6 protein-coding genes are annotated in these 17,717 nt (G+C 64.8%); 2 read left to right on the forward strand and 4 right to left on the reverse strand.

The features are described 5' to 3' along the window. The 4 genes from C8348_RS17405 to C8348_RS17420 are packed head-to-tail and all read right to left on the reverse strand — an operon-like array spanning position 1 to position 11,427. Positions 1–2,805, reverse strand: coding sequence for a DUF1156 domain-containing protein (locus C8348_RS17405; protein ID WP_100237045.1), 2,805 nt, complete (start codon positions 2,803–2,805; stop codon positions 1–3). After that, on the reverse strand, positions 2,789–7,018 hold the full coding sequence (locus C8348_RS17410) for a sacsin N-terminal ATP-binding-like domain-containing protein (RefSeq protein WP_106754609.1): 4,230 nt from the start codon (positions 7,016–7,018) through the stop codon (positions 2,789–2,791). Before C8348_RS17410 ends, C8348_RS17405 begins: the two co-directional genes overlap by 17 nt. Next, the gene (locus C8348_RS17415) at positions 7,015–10,518 is read right to left on the reverse strand and encodes a protein NO VEIN domain-containing protein (protein ID WP_106754610.1); all 3,504 of its coding nucleotides are present in this window, start codon (positions 10,516–10,518) and stop codon (positions 7,015–7,017) included. The genes C8348_RS17410 and C8348_RS17415 overlap by 4 nt, the downstream gene beginning before the upstream one ends. A gap of 24 nt (positions 10,519–10,542) precedes the next feature. Further along, entirely contained in the window at positions 10,543–11,427 is an 885-nt protein-coding gene (locus C8348_RS17420) for a BrxR family helix-turn-helix transcriptional regulator (protein ID WP_100237048.1), read from the reverse strand. A 221-nt stretch (positions 11,428–11,648) separates the two neighbouring features. Here C8348_RS17420 and C8348_RS17425 point away from each other — a divergent pair, with 221 nt between their 5' ends. Both C8348_RS17425 and C8348_RS17430 read left to right on the forward strand, forming a co-directional pair. Next, entirely contained in the window at positions 11,649–14,303 is a 2,655-nt protein-coding gene (locus C8348_RS17425; protein WP_106754611.1) for a PD-(D/E)XK nuclease family protein, read from the forward strand. Further along, a complete protein-coding gene (locus C8348_RS17430) occupies positions 14,303–17,713 on the forward strand; it encodes a UvrD-helicase domain-containing protein (RefSeq protein WP_106754612.1) in 3,411 nt (1,136 codons plus the stop codon). Before C8348_RS17425 ends, C8348_RS17430 begins: the two co-directional genes overlap by 1 nt. The last annotated feature ends 4 nt before the right edge of the window (positions 17,714–17,717 follow it).

Consider the following 17,717-nt stretch of genomic DNA (forward strand, 5'->3'; position numbering starts at 1 on the left):
TTAAATATCCAACCGGATCTGACGATCGCCGCTTGTGTCGTGAATGGCCGCCGCGGCCTTTGTCAGCTCGGTCCAGTCGGCGATCAGGGCGTTGTAAGCCGTGGCCTCCTTGGCATCCTTCCGCTTGTTAGCGCTGATGTCGTAAAGGCAGTAGGCGAGATCCTTCACGGCCTCGGCCTGGGTGTTGATCTTCTTCATCAGGACGGCGGTGTCGTGGGAGATGCCGTCCTTCTCGTGCAGGCGGACCAGGTGCTGGAGGCATTCCCACACCGTCAGGTGGCCATCACTTTCCGGCTCCCAATCCCCGGCGAGTTCGTCGCGAGAGAGAATACGGACCTTGCCGGCGGCGCTTTCGACGATACCGGCGTGCTTGACGCTATCGACAGAGATACCGCGCGCGGTGGCGATGCTGTTGGCCGTACCGTATTCGCCCTTGCCCATGCCATTCTGCTCAAACCAGGTGATGGCGAACCGCGTGTCCGCGTCGAACTCGCCCTGGATGCCGCCGAGATATTCATCCAGTTCCCGGTTGATGAGCTGAAGTGCAGTTTTCACGCTCATCGGGCTGTCGTCGGATTCCAGCACGGCCTTGTAGCGCGAGAACACACCCATCCCGGGGCCGATGGCCGACTGCGGCATGTCTGCCGGCGCAATATTGGCAGCCTGAAGCTCGGCGATCGCCGGCGGCAGCTCGCGTTTCAAAGCACGGATGAATTCGGCACGTGAGATGATTTCGGCCGTGGCTTCCTTCTTTCGGCACACGAGAACGACCGAATTGGCGAGGGCGTTGGTGCCCTTGGCGATCAGCCGCCCGGGGCTTTCGGTACGAATGGGCCATGTGCCGAGCACAGAAAAACCAGCGGAAATAACCGCTTGCAGAAAGGTGGACCAGCCCGTTGAGCTGATTCCTTCCTGCTCAACTTCACTTTGCTTGAAAGCATAGTAGATCGTGGCGGGAAAATCTGCGGCCGTTCCGTCAGCCATTCTTCCAATTGCCGCCGTCATTCCTTCAAGGAAAAACTTCTCCGCTGCATCCGCACCGCCGTGCCGATAAGGGGTCGCAACCAATTCTTCAGTTTTCGGCGTCGCCAAAACACCGAAAATCGATGGATAGATTTCTTTTAGACTAGGCTTGAGCCAGCAAAAGAAAAAATCTGAAAGGTCTGCGTATCCGATGTTGTCATAATAGGGCGGATCGGATGAAATTACTGTTCCAGCCTCATAAATCACTTCCCCAGCATTAACTTGTTTAACAGATCCAATTCCTGACGCGGGGAAATCTGCAATTGCCCTGCTGATCTTATCGACCGGCGTCGACCAATTCCCCCCTGAGTTCGAGAAGAAGTTGACTTCAGCATAATCCCAGACCATCGGAATCGCTTGGCGAGCAAAGGTTTCGCGCAGGGCTCCTCGATCGCTCATCCAGCTTGTCACGGTTGAGCCGAGGTTTGTTAATTTCGAGATCGCGAAAGCCAAATATACACTCACCGCCTCCGCATATGCCTTTGCACCATCACCACCATCACGCAGCGGGGCCGTGTTGGAGGATTTGCTTGCAGCCGACGCATCAACCTCGACCTGCGCACGCACCTCATGCACTAGGCTGCTAAAGGTATTCAGGGCCACCAACTGACGATCAGTGAATAGATCACCGAAGGTCGTGAGTCCGTAGTCTACCGTCCAGAAATTGCGAGGATCGTTCGGCAGGCTGGCCTCGGGCTTCCACGCAGGCTTTGCCGACAAGGCCAGCGTTCTGTGCATATCCGTAGGTGCAACATAAGCACGGGTGCGATGGCCTTCGGCGACGATCGCGATCAGTGTCTGGCCCATTTTACCAGCGCGTCCGTTGCTCTTCACATAGTCAGGGGTGATGGCGGTATCCGACATAAGGCATCGGAAATTCGCGCCACGACCCGCCTTGGTCCCTTCCTTAGCCGCGGCGATCTCGGCTTTGGTTCCGCCATGCCTAATCCGATAGGAAATGGTCTTGGCCTGCTTATCGACCATAGGCTCGACCCAAGCCTCCTTGCCGGTCTTGGTGCTGAGCAGGAAGCTTGAAGCGATCGGCACCTGGACGTTGGCAAACGCAGGATCGGGACTAGGCACCGTTCGCGCCCAGATCCAGGCAACTACTGTCGCTTGGCCGCCACCATATTCCTTGGACAGCTCCACCTGCGGATATAGATTCCCGATGCGCTCCCACGCCTTCTCGCGCATCCACTCGCCATAATATTTGACGTCCTCGGCGAGCCCCTCGGCGTTGCGGTAGAATTGCCGGTCCTTCGCGCCCGGATGGATGGGCTGCTTGTCCTTGAACCTCGGTGGGATCTCGATCATCGCCTTGCCGATCATCACCGCGACCGGGTTCAGGTCGGACCCATAAGCGGGCAGACCGAGGCGTTGCGCCTCCAGCGGGATCGAACCGCCGCCCGAGAACGGATCATAGACCGGCGGCAGCTCGCCGCCGCAGCTCTTGCGGATCTCGGCGCGGGCGCGTTCCAGCACTTCCTCGTTGGTCGAGTTCTCCCACACCACAAGTTCCTCAATGATGCCGAACAGGCGCTTGCGTTCGGCCTCCTGCGCTTCGGGCGTGGGGAATTTCCCGGGGTCGCTCGACGGATCATCGACAAGCTGGGCGAACAGCACCGCGCGGCACGCCGCCAGTGGCCGCCGCGCCCACCACATATGCAGCGTGGACGGATGCCCATGCCGGATGGACTTTTCGCGTGCGGAGGCGGCGTTGATCGCTTCAAGCGGGATCGCAACCTCAATCAATTTCTTCTTGGTGTTAGTCGTCGAGGTCATAAACCAGCCTGTAGGTTGCGGGATGGATGGTCAGTTCGCCGCCGTCGCGCAGGGCGCGCAGGCGGGCGCCCGTCATCTCGACGGGACCACCCTCCGGGTTGATAAGAATGAAGGAATAGAGGTCCGGCTTCTGGTCGAGCAGCCCCCAGAGATCGGCCTCGAGCTGGAGCGGTTCGTGCTCCAGACAATGGTCCTTGGGATAATAATGCCGCAGAACCTCGCCGCCTGCCGAGCGGCGCTCCCACGGAAAACGTGTCCCGTTGGCGCGACCGATCCAGCTCCCGTCCGCATGGAAAAAACGGTCCTCGCCGTCAGCCTTGTAGCCTTCAGCCAACGCAAACCGCGCCATGACACTGGGGCGTGGCGGCTTCGGCGCGACGCGGGGCCTGCTCGCCATCTCCGTCTCGATCAGCTCTCGATCCGGTTCCACGGTTGGCGAGACGGGCTCAGGCTGCGACGCCGGCTCATCTTCGTCCGCCAGGAGGAGATCATCCGCATCCGCGGGCTCGGCATCACCGCGTTCGTCTTCCGCGACCTGGTCGACGCCATCATCATCGCCAGGCTTGGCAGGGAGTTGGACTTCGACGATCGGAGCGGCGGCGATGTGCTGGGGACCGAGCGTGAAATTCTCCTCGAGATATTCTTTGATATCCTCAGGCGAGCGCTCGAACGCATAGGCGAGCGCTGCGCGAATGTCCGCGCTCAGAGGCCTGCCGATCTCTTCCGGCACCCGCTTGGCAAGCTTGGCCTTGGATAACGGGCTGACAAACAGTTTGCGCTCGAGCCACAGAATATCGGTGAGACGCGCGGTCCCCGCCGGGACGCCATCGAGATAGGGTACAACCTCCAGCTTGGGTGTCTGGACCCAGATCGTCGCCGCGATCGCTTCCGCCAACGCCCGCACACGCTCGGTCTCGACCGCATCGGCAAGCTCAATCCGCCCGAGCTGGGTTCCGAAGGCCGTGAGCCAGGCGCGGTGATCGTCCATGCCGGCCAACAGCGACGGCTGGTGGAAGCGTTCTTCGACAAGGTCCGACAAGGCCGGCAACGCCGAGAACGGCGGCGCCTGCAGAATCTCGCCCGACAGTCGCTGAAAATCAGCGGTCTTGCGCTTGATCCATTCGTGCAGATGGCTCCACCGGAACAGGGTCTGCATGCTCAGCCCATAGCCGAGCGTCTCGATCGGCGCCCACTCGCCCACGAGGTTCAGCCAGTGCGCGCACTCTTCCCAGATGCGGGTCGGGTATCGGACCAACAGGGTGCGAACCCGCCGGGCGTCGTCGGTCGACAGCACCTTGCCCGAGGCCAGCGTCCCGAGCCATTGCAACGCCAGGTCCGCCGATGGGCGATCGGCGACGCCGATACGATGCCACAGACTGAGATCGAGCACGGACCCGCGCACGACCGCTGCGCCAGGAACATCCCCCTCGTCCCCCGCCAGGAAGACGCCGACTGACGTCACCCACGTGCCGTCCTGGGCGAGGATCAGTTTCTCCGCCTTGAAGGCGGTTCTGATGTTCTGCGCGTCGGCAGTCGAGCAGCCGTCGAGCAGCTGGTCGAGCCGACGATACCATTTCTCAACCTCATGGGCCGGAGCCTTGTCGGATTTCGCCAGGGCGCGCAGCCGGTCGAGCAAACGTCCGGGGCCGCTCGGCGTGCTGCGGACCCCGAGAAGATCGAGCAAGGGGCGCGTCGTCTCCCGGTCGAGCAGCCCATTCACAAAGGGCTCGACGTCGATCAAGGCTTCTGTCTCAGGCGTCCGGCGCACCAGGTCGGCCGGAAGCTGGATCATGTTGCGCGTGTCGGGAAGGCAGGGTTTTGCGCGCAGCTTCATCAACCAGTCCGCCAGCAGGCGTTCTGATGTGACCGATCGCGTTGAGCCCGTGGTCGCGACCTGCGACATGCGAGCGCTGACGGCGCGCGACCAATAGGCGTCGCGCTGATCCAGGATCTTGCCGGCGATCTTGGCCCAGATGCCGGCGTCCGCCTTCGACAACGCCTCCCAATGCCGCCAATAATCGGACGAGAAGTCCCAGTCCTCAATGACGAACTGGTTGGTGACATAGGGATAGTAGAGCGCGCCGCGCGCACCGCGCGCCTGCGCCTCCGCGGTAAGTTGCTGCCGACCATAGGCGCTCTGGCGCTTCTGAACGAGCGGCGCGAATGTCAAAAGCCCCGCACGACCGGACGACACCCAGCGGAGCCAATCTTCGCGCGAGCAGGATTTGAAGCTTGCTACATAGTCGCCGTGCAAAAGCTGCGCCGCCCGCACCGTCTCGGGCAGCAGCTCTTCCAGCGCGCCATTCTCATCAAACAGAACGCCCTTGCCGATCGGCCGAAGCGTCCGATCGGCGCAGGCATAGCGGAAGGATTCCCCAACGGTGACGCCGAGCTTGGCCGCGATCTGAGCGAGCTGGACGCACTCGGCCAGCTTCGGCTGCCCCGAGCCGAAATAGTCGGCGGCGACGCGTTCGATCACGGCATTGACGTCACTCGTGCCGTCGAGACCGATCTCTTCCAGCACCGCGAAAGCCGCCTCGATCGGGTCGTTGCGACCTTCTCCCTCCGCCTTGTCACGGCGCTGTTCGGCGAGGAACCGGGTCCAGTTCTGGTTAAGCACGATCAGATGGCTGGCGAGGAACTCCCAGTCTTCCTCAGATTGAAGCAGCTTCTTCTCGCCAAGCCGAACGATCTCCGAGGCCGCGTAGAGCACGTCCTTGCCCTGAACCGGCACAATCCGCAGGCTGTCGGTGTCATGGCACTGCCAGCCCGTCACCTCGGGCGCGATATAGGCCCACAGGTTCAATAGATGCCGCCAGGTCGAGGGCCGAGGGAGGTGGTGGCTCCGCAGGCGTGTCAGCAGATCGGACTTCGAGAACTCCTCGACCAGCCCCCAATGGACCAGCTTGGTCCGATCCCTGGACGAGACATGCTGGCACAGGGCGGGACGGGCCGTGGCGTCGAGCAACGCCATTGCTTGGTCAGCCGGCCAGATGTCGAATATCGGCTGCGGAACGGTGACGGCGCCCCTGGCGGCGACAAGCTGTCCCTCTTCGGTCAGCAACAGCGAGCGACCATCGATCGCCGCGTCAAACGCCAGCTCGACGATCGCACCACACGCCCCCTCGAGCGTCGTCGCTTCCCGGTCAACCTCGGGAAGCAGGCCATAGGCGTCCGCCCGATCCTGCGCGCTGGCGCCGGCCTTCTCCAGCCACTCCATCATCGCGCTTGCGGCGAGTTCGCCGGCCCGGTTCAGAAGCCAGCGATTGGTCGGCGAGGTTTCCGGATCCTTGATCTTGAGACGCGCCGGGTCCTGGATGAAGGGCGCATTACAAGCGAAGGGAAGCGCCGTTTCAACCCCGGTCGGCAGCACGACATAGAGTCTGCCCTTCGCGCCCAGCACGATCTCGACCCGGCAGGGCGGGAAATCACTACTGTCTTCAGCGCCCAGCATCCGCTCCTTACGGATCTCGTCGAGCGCCTCGTCCGGAAAGGCTTCCTCGCCCGATCGCACCAACAGGAAGGGATCGTCCGCCTTCTCATCGAGGGCCATCCATTCGCTCCCTGCGATGGGGCCGGGTCCAAGGCTCTGCCAATGCACCTCGCTCTCGCCGATCCGCAAGCGTCGGATTGTCTTGAAGAAGAGCAGTGAAACCGGGCTCTTCAACCATTCATCGAGGTTCTTTTCGACCTCCCGCCGCAACCGCGCATCGGCGATCGCCACTTCAACGCGCGTGACGCCCGACGTCAGATTGCGGCCGTCGATCCAATGCGGCTGGGTGAACCGTGCGCGCTCGAAGGCGACCGCCAGAGTCGGCGTGACAAGCTCGACACGATCGCCCAGGCTGAAGGTGCTCTTGAACCCGATCCCTCGAAACCCGATCGTGTGAAGGGCCCGCTTGTTGGAATAACCGAAGCGGCAGATCGAGGCGAAGTGGGCCTCGATGAAATCATCGCCATTGTGCTCGAACACGAAGCGCTCATTCTCGATCGACACACAGGCTTCGCTGGCGCCGGCATCGTCGGCGTTCTGGAGCAACTCAGAGAGGATATGGCGAGGGCTCTGGACCTGCTTGAAAAGCTGGTGCCAAGGCCCTGCAAGTTCAGGATCAGCCTCAAGCTGATCCCATCGCTTGGTGGCGCGGTCCTGGATCGGCTGGAAATAGTCGGGCCACGCGACCGGCGCCGTCGCCATCTGGGAGGTCGCGGTCATAACGGCGCCTCTGCGCGCTCCAGCAAGCGCCGCAGATCGAACTGGATCGCCGTTTCGAGGAACGACGGTTCCCGCTCCACAAGCGGACCGCGCACGTAACGAGGCGCCTGAGCGACGTCGGCGTTGACGGAGACGATCGCCAGGATGAACTTCTCCGGCTCATGCAGGGAGGTGATGACCTCCTGCCGCGTAACCATCACGCTGTCCGCGCCGTCGATGCGACCCTTGACCTCGATGAAGCGCAGATGCCCCGACCTCGGATCGTGAGAAGCGATGTCGTAGCCGATCTTCTGGGCCGAAACATCGGCCGGCACATTGCCCAGCGCCCGCTCCGCGGCCATGACCGCTTCCATCGCCGCAAGCTCGATCCGTCGGCGCGCGGTGGGATCTTCGGCGAAGTGGTTCGGGCTGCCTGGCGCCTGACGCGCTTCGAGCAGGCCCCGCGGAATGACGACCATGCCGCCCCGCACGCGCGGCGGCTGCGATGAGATGAACCGCTCGCGCTCAAGCTGGTCCATTCGGCGCTTCTGCCGTTCCGCCAGATCTTCCGCCCGGCGTTGGGCGTTCTGCCAGTTCACTCGCGTCTTCTTGCCGGCGCGCTCTTCCTCCTTCAGCTCGAAGGCGCGCGCGTCCCAGTAGTTGATCTCCTTCTTGAGCCGCGCGCGAACTTCCTGCTCGACCTTTTCGATCTCGGGCAAACGCCGCGCCTTGACCTCGCCGACATGCCCCTGGGCCAGCTCGACCGTCGCAAACCGGATCGCAGCCTTTTCCAGATCCGTGGTCAACCAACTCTCATGCAGAAGCTCGCGGACGCTTTCGACCTCCTCCGGCGTCGCTGGCCGCAGATTCAAATGCGGCGCGATGCCCGCATTGACAGTATTGCCGGCCTTGTCGATGGCGGCGAACTGCAATCGCTGCGAAATCACATGCGGCTTGCCGGCGCTGGTCACACGCCCGTCCTGGACGCTGTGCTCCAGCAGGAAGATCGCCGACAGCGCGTCACCGGCATCGGTGTCGTCCACCAGGATCGCCCCCTGGCGCATGATCTGCTCATATTGCTCGCGGATCAGGCTGATCACGGCTTCGAGCAACGGATGGCCGGGGCAGACGAAGGCGGCGACCGGCTGCTGGTTGATCTTGTCCTTCTCGAAGCAGATCCGCTCATATTGCGTCTGGATCGGCGCGCCGGTCCCGATCTGGCGATCGCGCTCGCGAATGCGTACCGGCACATGGCTGATTTCCCAACGCCCTTCCTCTCGGCGCTTGATCCGGCCGCCCAGATGCTGGAACGCCTCGACAAAGAAGCTCTGGATATGGTGCGGCTGCAGGCGCAGCGCTTCGGCCCGCTCCATTTCGAGGCGCAGTTCCTCGACCCTGGCCTCCGGCATGGTGTCGTTGGTCAGCGCCCGGCGGCGCAGCAGTTCCAGCAGATGTCCCTGATCGACGGCGCCATCGACCTGCTGGAAGAGGCGCGCTTTGACGTCCTCCTGCTCGCCGTACTGGATCGCCTCGAACAGCAGATCCTTGAGCGCCACGCCGTCGAACAATTCGCCGAGCACGTCATAGACACGGCCGCCCAAGGCCTCGCGCGCCGCCTCAAGCTTTTCCAGCAGCCGCGCATAGACCTCGCCTTCGCGCGTATCGGCGGCGACGAGATTCCACAGATGACACACCTCGGCCTGGCCGATGCGATGGATACGGCCGAAGCGCTGTTCGATCTTGTTCGGGTTCCACGGCAGGTCATAGTTGACCATAAGGTGGCCACGCTGAAGGTTCACGCCTTCGCCCGCCGCATCGTTGGCGATGAGGACGAGCATGTCCTTGTCCTGCATGAAGCGCTCGACGACCTTGCGTCGCTCTTCGCGCGACACCCCGCCATGGATCACTTCGACGGCCTCGGGATTACCAAGCCGCGCCCGCACCTTGTCGAGCAGGTAGTGGAGCGTGTCCTTGGGCTCGGTAAAGATGATCAGCTTGCGGCGATGGCCTGCCGCATCGATCATGAGATCGTCGTCGAGGATACGATTGAGCTGGCTCCACTTTGTGTCCACGCCCGAGCGCAGCACGCCCAGCGCCATGCTTTCGAGACCCTTCAGCGTCTCGACTTCCAGGGCGAGTTGCTCGACCGTCTCGGCCGTCGTCGCGCCCGTCGAGATCAGATCCTCAAGCTCGTCGATCTCCTCCTGGCCATATTCCTCGATATTGCGCAGCATGTCAGCGTTGACCGCCGGTTCGCCCATGCCCGACCGGCGCCCCTTGGCGGCAAGGCGCGCCTCGCCCAGTTCGTTCTCGAGCCGTTCGCGCCGGCGCTTGAGCGACTGGTAGATGGCCGCCGGCGACGAGGCGAGACGCCGCTGGAGAATCTGCAAGGCGAAGCCGACATTGTTGCGCTTCTTCCCGTCGCCCTCGGCGAAGCGCTGCACCCGGTTCATCTCGGTGCGGACATATTCGGTGACGGCGGTGTAGAGCGCGGCCTCCCCTTCCGAGAGTTGATACTTGACCGTGCGCGCCCGCCGCTCGGGGAAGAGCGGTCGGCCATCGAACTTGAGCAGCTCCTCCTTGGTCAGTCGCCGCATCATGTCTTCGGTATCGGCATAGTGGACGCCGTCGCGGAACCGGCCTTCGAACCGGTCGCCGTCGAGCAGCGCCATGAAAAGCTGGAAGTCCTCTTCCTTGCCGTTATGCGGCGTCGCCGACATGAGCAGCAGATGCCGGCAGACCTGGCCGAGCTTCTGACCGACCTGATAGCGGCGCGTATATTTGACCTCGCCACCGAAATAGGTGGCCGACATGCGATGGGCTTCGTCGCAGATGATCAGGTCCCATTCGCGCGCGCTCATGAGCTTCTCCTGAAGCTCCTCGTTGCGCGCCAGCACATCGAGACGAACGATCAGCCGATCTCGGTCGCTGAACGGATTGCCCGACCGCGAGTTCTCGATCATGTCGCGAGAGAGAATGTCGAATTCGAGATTGAACTTCTGGCCGAGTTCGTCCTGCCACTGCTCGACCAGGCTGCCCGGCGCGACGACGAGACAGCGCTCAAGATCGCTGCGGGCGATCAGCTCCTTCATCAGCAGCCCGGCCATGATCGTCTTGCCGGCGCCGGGATCGTCGGCGAGGAGGAAACGCAACGGCTGACGCGGCAGCATTTCGCCATAAACGGCGGAGATCTGGTGCGGCAGCGGATCGACCAGGCTGGTGTGAATCGCCAGATACGGATCGAAATAGTGCGCGAGCTTGATGCGGTTGGCCTCTGTCACCAGTCGCAGCAAGGCGCCATCGGCGTCGAACGACCACGGCCGCCCGTTCTGCTCGACCTCAAGACGGTGCTCGTCGTCCCTATAAAGAACCGCCTCGGCGACCGCGCCATTGTGATCGCGGAAAACGACATTGACCGCCTGATCGCCGATCCAGTCGACCGAAATGACATGCACAGCCTGCGCCGAGGCCACGCCCCGCACGGATGCGCCGTTCTTTATGTCCTCAAGCCTTGCCGCCATCAGTCCGCGCGCCCCCCGTTTCGTTCATAGCTGAAGCTCCGCCCGCTCGAGCGCGGCCTCAGTTTCTTTGCGGTTTATTGTCACGATATGCTGGGTATGGGCGCTCTGTTTCGCAGCATCGCCCAGCAACCCCAGGCGCTTCAAAACATAGAAAAGCATCGCATAACGCACCGTGAGCACGCCGTTACCCTGATCGAGCCCGTAATCTTTGGCCACGACCTTCTTCTGGCTCGCCGTCAGCGCGGGGTGCGGGCCGATCATGACGTCGAAATAATTGTTCCACAGCCAGTCCTGATCGCCAGTCTCTCCCGGCTCGCCCTTCGCCCCCACATCCAGAATGCGCGGCAGCAGGAAATCCTTGAACTTGTGCTCAAGGTGGCAATAGGCCCGGGTGTGCCAGCGAAAGCCGTCATAGCCGAAGGCGTGGGGTGTGATGCGCCGCCAGAGCGGGTCCGGTCGCGCCGTGTTCATCGACTGATAGAAGACCTCGATGGAGACACCCTCACGGCTGGCGTCGAGGATCTTGCGCAAAACCTCTATGTCGATGTCCCGCCTCGGCGTCAGCGCGACATCAGCGCTGGGCAGGGCCGCAATCCAGGAATCATGTGACGGCACAGCCCCTTCGGCGACCGAGCGAAGCTGCGCGAGATAGAAGTAAGGATCAGGATCGAGGAAGCGCAACATGAACTTCTCGGCGGCGACATAGCGCTTGGCGCGCGTGTCATATTCCATGTTTCCAGGCGCCCGCTCCTGATAGAGCGTCAGATCCTTCGACGCCTGAGGAACCGATACGCCAAACGCCTCCACCAGGCCGGCGCGATTGATCGAGCCCTCCCAAAACAGCCGGAACTCAATGAATTCGAGCCGGCGCTCCACCCCCCACTTCAACGTCGTCGCTGCCTCTGCCATCGCTTCCGTCTCGGTTTAATGAGCGTAAAAACTATATGGACAACCAATGTCCGTCCGTGTAATTATTATTCCCATTAGGGGCTTTCGTCAATGGACGATCGGATGCAGGCGGGAGGGAGCATGTACGGCAGCGCTCGGGACAATACACCGGCCGTCAGGCGGCGTTCGCCGCCGCTGACGCGGCACCCCAACGTCAAGAGGCGCCCGGAAGGAGAGCGGTCATGACCATCGCCTATCGATCCACCCTGGTCGTTCACGGCCGCCTCGCCATGCGGGAAGGCCGCCTGGCGGCAGGGCGTGACGGCCGTCACGGTCTCCAGATCATGTCGTTCGAGCAGGCCGCGGTGCGGCTGGCCGGCGGTTTCGTTCGTCCGATCGACGACGAGAGTCTGCGCGCGGCCATCCAGGCCGCCCTGCCTTTGACGCCGATGGCCGAGCTGGAAAGCATCAAGGCCCTGCCAGGCATGATCGATGCGGCGGCTGACACCCTGCATAAAGCCTGGCGCGCCGGCATCGACCTTGCCGCGCGCGCCGCCGATCATCCTCGTCTCGGCGCAATCGCGCGCCTAGAGGCCGCCGTCCTCGACCATCTCCCGGCCGGCATGATGCGCCCCCTGGACATCGTCGCCGCCGCAACCACCCGCCTCGCGCATGCGCCGGCGGTACTCGGTCCGATGGAAATCACCGGCCTGACCGAACTCTCGCCCTGCTGGCGCCCGCTGCTTCAGGCGCTCACCGCCCATATTCCCGTGCAGTGGACCGCCGGCCCAAGGAACGCGCCGGCATGGCTGGAAGGCATGGACGTCGCCGTTTCGCGCGCGTCGGCGCAAACGCCCGAAGTCAGCGCCATGAGCGCGGCGACGGCCTATCACGAGGCCATCGAGGCGATGCGCTGGGTGCGAAGCCTCCTGGCCGCAGGCGTATCGCCCTCACAAATCGCCCTCGCGACCGCTTCACCCGCAGACTATGACGATCACTTCCTGGCCCTGCGCGCGGACGCCAATATCGACCTGCACTTCGTTCACGGAGTCCGGACCGTCGCCACGCGCGAAGGCCAGGCCGCCGCCGCGCTGGCCGACATCGTCGTGCGCGGCCTGTCGCAGTCGCGGCTGCGCCGCCTGGCGACGCTGTGCCGGGACAGCGGACCTTTCGAAACTCTCCCTGAAGGCTGGCTGCGCGTCCTGCCGACCGATGCCCCGCTTTCGACGTCGAGCGCCTGGAACCGTCTGCTCGCCCGCCTGACGCCTAAAGACTGGCCCGATGGCGCCGATCACGCCCCGGCGCTGCGCGCAGGCGTCGAGCTTCTGGCTCAAGGCCCCGTCGCCGCCGCCAAGATCGGCGACGCCTTCCTCAAGGGCCGGGCGCTCGCGATCTGGCGCAAGGCGCTGCTCGCCGGACCCGCCGCCTCGATCGACGCGACGCTGGAAACCCTGAAGCAGGACGACGGTCTGGAAGCGTGCGTCTGCGTCGCCTGGATGCCGGCCAGCGCGCTTGCGGCGTCGCCGCGCCGCTTCGTGCGGCTCCTGGGCCTCAACTCCTCGCGCTGGCCACGGGGGATCGCCGAAGACCGGCTGATCCCGGACCATATCATCCCGACCCCGGTGCTTGATCCGCTGCCGGTCAATCTCGCTGACCGCCGCGACTTCGAGACGATCCTCGCCACGACCGCCGGCGCGGTCGTTCTGTCACGCGCCCGGCGCGATGCCGACGGACGCCTGCTCGGACGCAGCCCGCTGCTCGCCGGGCATGGCGATGAAACCTACCTGCGCCGCAACGCGACGCCGGCCCACGCCTTCAGCGAAACCGACCGTCTCATGGCCCGGCCGCAGGACTTCGCCGTCGATCCGCAAGCGATCGGCGCGCAGGGCTGCTGGCGTGACTGGCGACAGACCGAGATCACGTCCCATGACGGGCTGATGCGCGCCGACCATCCCCTTGTGCTCGCCATCCTCGATCGCACCCAGTCGGCCAGCTCGCTGCGCCGCCTGCTGCGCAACCCGCTCAGTTTCGTGTGGATCTATGCGTTCGGATGGCGCGAGCCGCAGAGCAGCGCTGAACCGCTGGTGCTCGACGCACTCGGGATCGGCGATCTCGTCCATATGGTTCTCGACAGCGCCTTGCGCGATCTCGAAACCGGCGGCGGGCTCGCCTCCGCCGACATGGAGACCATCGAAACAGCGGTCGCCCGGGCCGCGCATGCCGTCGCCGCCGATTGGGAAAGCGAGCGCCCCGTTCCCCCCTCCGTCATCTGGGGCCGCACTCTCGACGACGCGCGCCTGATGGCCGGCCGCGCCCTGGCCTACGGCGACGAAGTCCTGCCCGGCGCACGCGCTTTCGGCGAGGTGCCGTTCGGCGGCTCGCAGCCAAAGTCGGACGCGGCGACGCCATGGGACACGAACGCGCCGGTCACGATTCCCGACACCGGCTTCAACATCGCCGGCTATATCGACCGGCTCGATATTTCGGGCGACGGCAAGCGTGCGCTCGTTCGCGACTACAAGACCGGCAGGCCGCCGCGCGGCGACATTCGCCTGAACGGTGGACGCGAGCTTCAGCGCTGCCTCTATGCCTTCGCGGTGAAGGCGCTCCTCGGCGACGACGTCGCCATCAGCGCCTCGCTGCTCTACCCGCGTGAACCGGTCGATCTCCAACTCGACGATCCCGAGGCGGTGCTTACCGAGATCACGGGCTATCTCCGGGCGGCCAGGACCAGCCTCGCCGGCGGCGCGGCCCTACCTGGCCCCGATACCGGCGGCGACTATGACGATCTCGCCTTCGCCCTGCCGGCCAACGCCGGCGCAACCTATTGCAAACGCAAACTCCCGGCCGCGACTGAGCGGCTGGGCGAAGTCGCTCGGATCTGGGAGGTGGAATGATGAGCAGCGTGTCCACAGGGCTGAAGGACGATGGCGCGCGCCGCGCCGCGATCAGCGTCCACGACCGGTCGATCCTGGTGGAGGCCGGGGCGGGATCGGGCAAGACCGCCGTCATGGCGGGACGTATCGCCGCCATGCTGGCCGAAGGCGTCTCGCCGCGCGCCATCGCCGCTGTCACCTTCACCGAACTTGCGGCGAGCGAATTGCTGTCCCGTGTCCGTGAATTCGTCGCTGACCTCTCGATCGGCAAGATCGCGACCGAACTGCGCATTGCGCTGCCCGACGGCCTCACCCAGACCCATTGCGACAATCTCGCCGCCGCCAGCGCCGCGATCGACGAAATCACCTGTTCGACCATTCACGGCTTCTGCCAGCGCCTGATCAAACCCTATCCGGCGGAGGCCGACATCGATCCCGGCGCCGGCGTCATGGATCGCAACCAAGCCGATCTCACCTTCCTCGAAATGGTCGATGACTGGCTGCGCGAGCGCCTGTCCGGCAACCAGGGCGGTATCCTCGCCGAGATGGTGCTGCACAGCCCCGGCGAAACCGTGGCGCTGGTCCACAAGATCGCCGAAAATCTGCGCCGCCGTCGCACGCTCGCAGCGCCGCCCATCTCCCCGCTCGACGGCCACCTGACGGCGTTCCGGCAGGCGACGGCGGATTTCGCGGGGTTCATGGACGCGGCGACGGCGACCGAACCTGAAACCGTGACGATCGTCGAACGGCTCATCGAGATGGCGACCGCCTTGGCCGGCGGACCTGATCTGGCGACGCCCGCTGGGCTCGTCGGGCTCCTCACCTCGCGGCCCCACCCGGACCTTTGCACCAAGGCCGGCACCTTCACCTCTTACCGCAAGAAGGGCAAATGGGCGGCCGCGGCGAAGCAGGCCGGTCTCTCCAAGGCCGATGGCGAGCGGCTGAACGACGCCGCCGACGCCCACTACACGGCCTGCTGCGACGCCTGGGCCCTGCTTCTCCAGGCCGCGGCGAGCCGGACCCTCGCGGCCCTGATCGAGGAAGCGCGTCCGATCCTGGACCGCTACCGCGCCCACAAGCGCGCCAGCGCTCAACTCGATTTCGACGATCTGATTTTCGCCGCGCGCGATCTGCTGCGCGACCATGACGACGTTCGCCGCGCGCTCGGGCGGCGTTTCGCCCACGTCCTCGTCGATGAATTCCAGGACACCGACCCGCTGCAGACCGAGATTTTCTGGCGTCTGTGCGGCGAGCCGGTCGACAGCGATGACGACTGGACCCAGTTCCACATCCGGCCGGGGGCGCTCTTCCTGGTCGGCGACCCCAAGCAGGCGATCTATCGCTTCCGCGGCGCCGACGTCGGCGCCTATGTGCAGGCCCGCGACGCCTTTCGCGCCCAGGACCCCGACAGCCTCCTGTCGATCTCCACCAATTTCCGCTCCTGCGCCTCGATCCTCACCTTCGTCAATGAGCGCTTCGAGGCCGTGCTCTCGGCCGATGGACAGCCGGGCTTCACCGCTCTGGACCCGTTCCACGACGACCGAGGCGGTCTGTGCGTAGCCGCCATCGACATCGCCGTCGCGGACGAGAACGGCAAGGCGAGCGCCGAGCAGCAGCGCGACGCCGAGGCTGACGCCATCGCCGAGCTGTGCGCGCGGCTGATCGACAGCCAGCCCGTCATCGACCGGCGCAGCGGGACCGAACGCCCCTGCCAGCCGGGCGACATCGCCCTGCTGGCGCCGACCGGTGCGGAGCTGTGGCGCTATGAAGAGGCCCTGGAGCGCCGGGGCATTCCCGTGGCGACCCAGGCCGGCAAGGGCCTGTTCCGCCGTCAGGAGATCCAGGACCTGATCGCGCTGACCCGCGTCGTCGCCGATCGCCGCGATACCCTGGCGCTCGGCGCTCTGCTGCGCGGACCTCTGGTCGGCCTCACCGAGGAAGAATTGCTGGACGTCGTCTGGGGGCTTCCGCGCGCCGAGGACGAACCCGCTCGAATCCCGCGCCTCGACCTCGGCGTCGACCCGGCGGTCATCGCCCATCCGCTCGTGCGCGAGGTTATCGAGCGGCTGCAATCGATTCTCCGGCGCGGCAACAGCACGACCCCGCACGCTCTGCTCTCGCAGGCCGTGGACGTCATGCGGGTTCGCCCGATCCTCCTTGATCGCCATCGTGGTCAGGCCGAGCGCGCGCTGGCCAATGTCGATCTCTATCTCAGCCTGTCGACCGGCTACGCCGTGCGTGGCCTGCGCGCCTTCGCCGAGGCGATGACAGCGGCCTGGTCCGACGAAGCGCGGGCGGTCGAAGGCCGGCCGGACGCCCAGGAAGAAGCCGTCGCGCTCTTCACCATGCACGCGGCCAAGGGGCTGGAATGGCCGATCGTCATCCCCATCAACACCATGACCGGCGTCATGGCGCCGGACAGCGCCGTCATCGACCGCCAGACAGACACCTTCTATTGCCCGGTCCTCGGCGTCGCGCCCGATGGCTACGAGACCGCGCGCCAGGCGGAAAAGGACGAGCTGGATCGCGAACGCATCCGGCTTTGGTATGTCGCCGCCACGCGGGCCCGCGAACTTCTCGTTCTGCCGCGGCTCGATACGACGCCATCGAAATCGGCCTGGATCGGTCTGGTCGATCTCTCGCTTGCCGAGCTTCCCGGCCTGGATGCCGCGCATCTGCCTGCCGGGATCACGACCGCCGGCGCCGGAGCGGTCAATGACCAGACGCGCGCAAGCTTCGCCGCGGAAGCCGAAACCATCGCCGCCGGACAGACGCGGCTGACCTGGCTTGCACCCAGCCGCGACGAAAACGCCGCCGGTGCCGTCCTTAGGGAAGAAGAGACGGCGATCTGGACCGGGACGGCCGACGACGCGTCTCCCGAGCTGGACGCCGCCGCCTTGGTCCAGGGCGGCCGTGAACGGGGCCTGATCCTGCACAAGCTCATGGAAGAGGTGCTGACCGGCGAAACCGAGCGGACAGTGGCGGCCCTCGCCGAACGGGCCGGCGTGCTGATCCGCGCCCTCGGACGAACCCCGGTCGCCGATCCGGCGACGGGCCTGTCGAGCGCAGAACTGGCGAGCTGCGTCGCCCGGACCCTGGCGCTGCCCGACATCGCAGCCCTGCTGCCGAAGCTCCAGGCCGAGTTTCCTGTCTATGCCGTGCATCAGGCCGACGGGGCGGAGACGGCGACGGCCGGGATCGCGGACGCCCTGACCCTGACCGACGCAGGCCGGCCCGCCGTCGTCGTGGACTGGAAAGGCGATGTGACGCCGGCGCCTGGAACGCTCGATCACTATCGGGCGCAGGTTCGGGCCTATCTTGACATGACCGGCGCCGAACGCGGCCTGATCGTGCTGATGACGTCCGGCAACGTCATTCCCGTCCAACCGACGAACCCGCCATCGTCCCTTTCTGAGCATGGGGCCGGCTGAACCC

This window comes from Pannonibacter carbonis, assembly GCF_003012935.1.
Classification (GTDB): Bacteria; Pseudomonadota; Alphaproteobacteria; order Rhizobiales; family Stappiaceae; genus Pannonibacter; species Pannonibacter carbonis.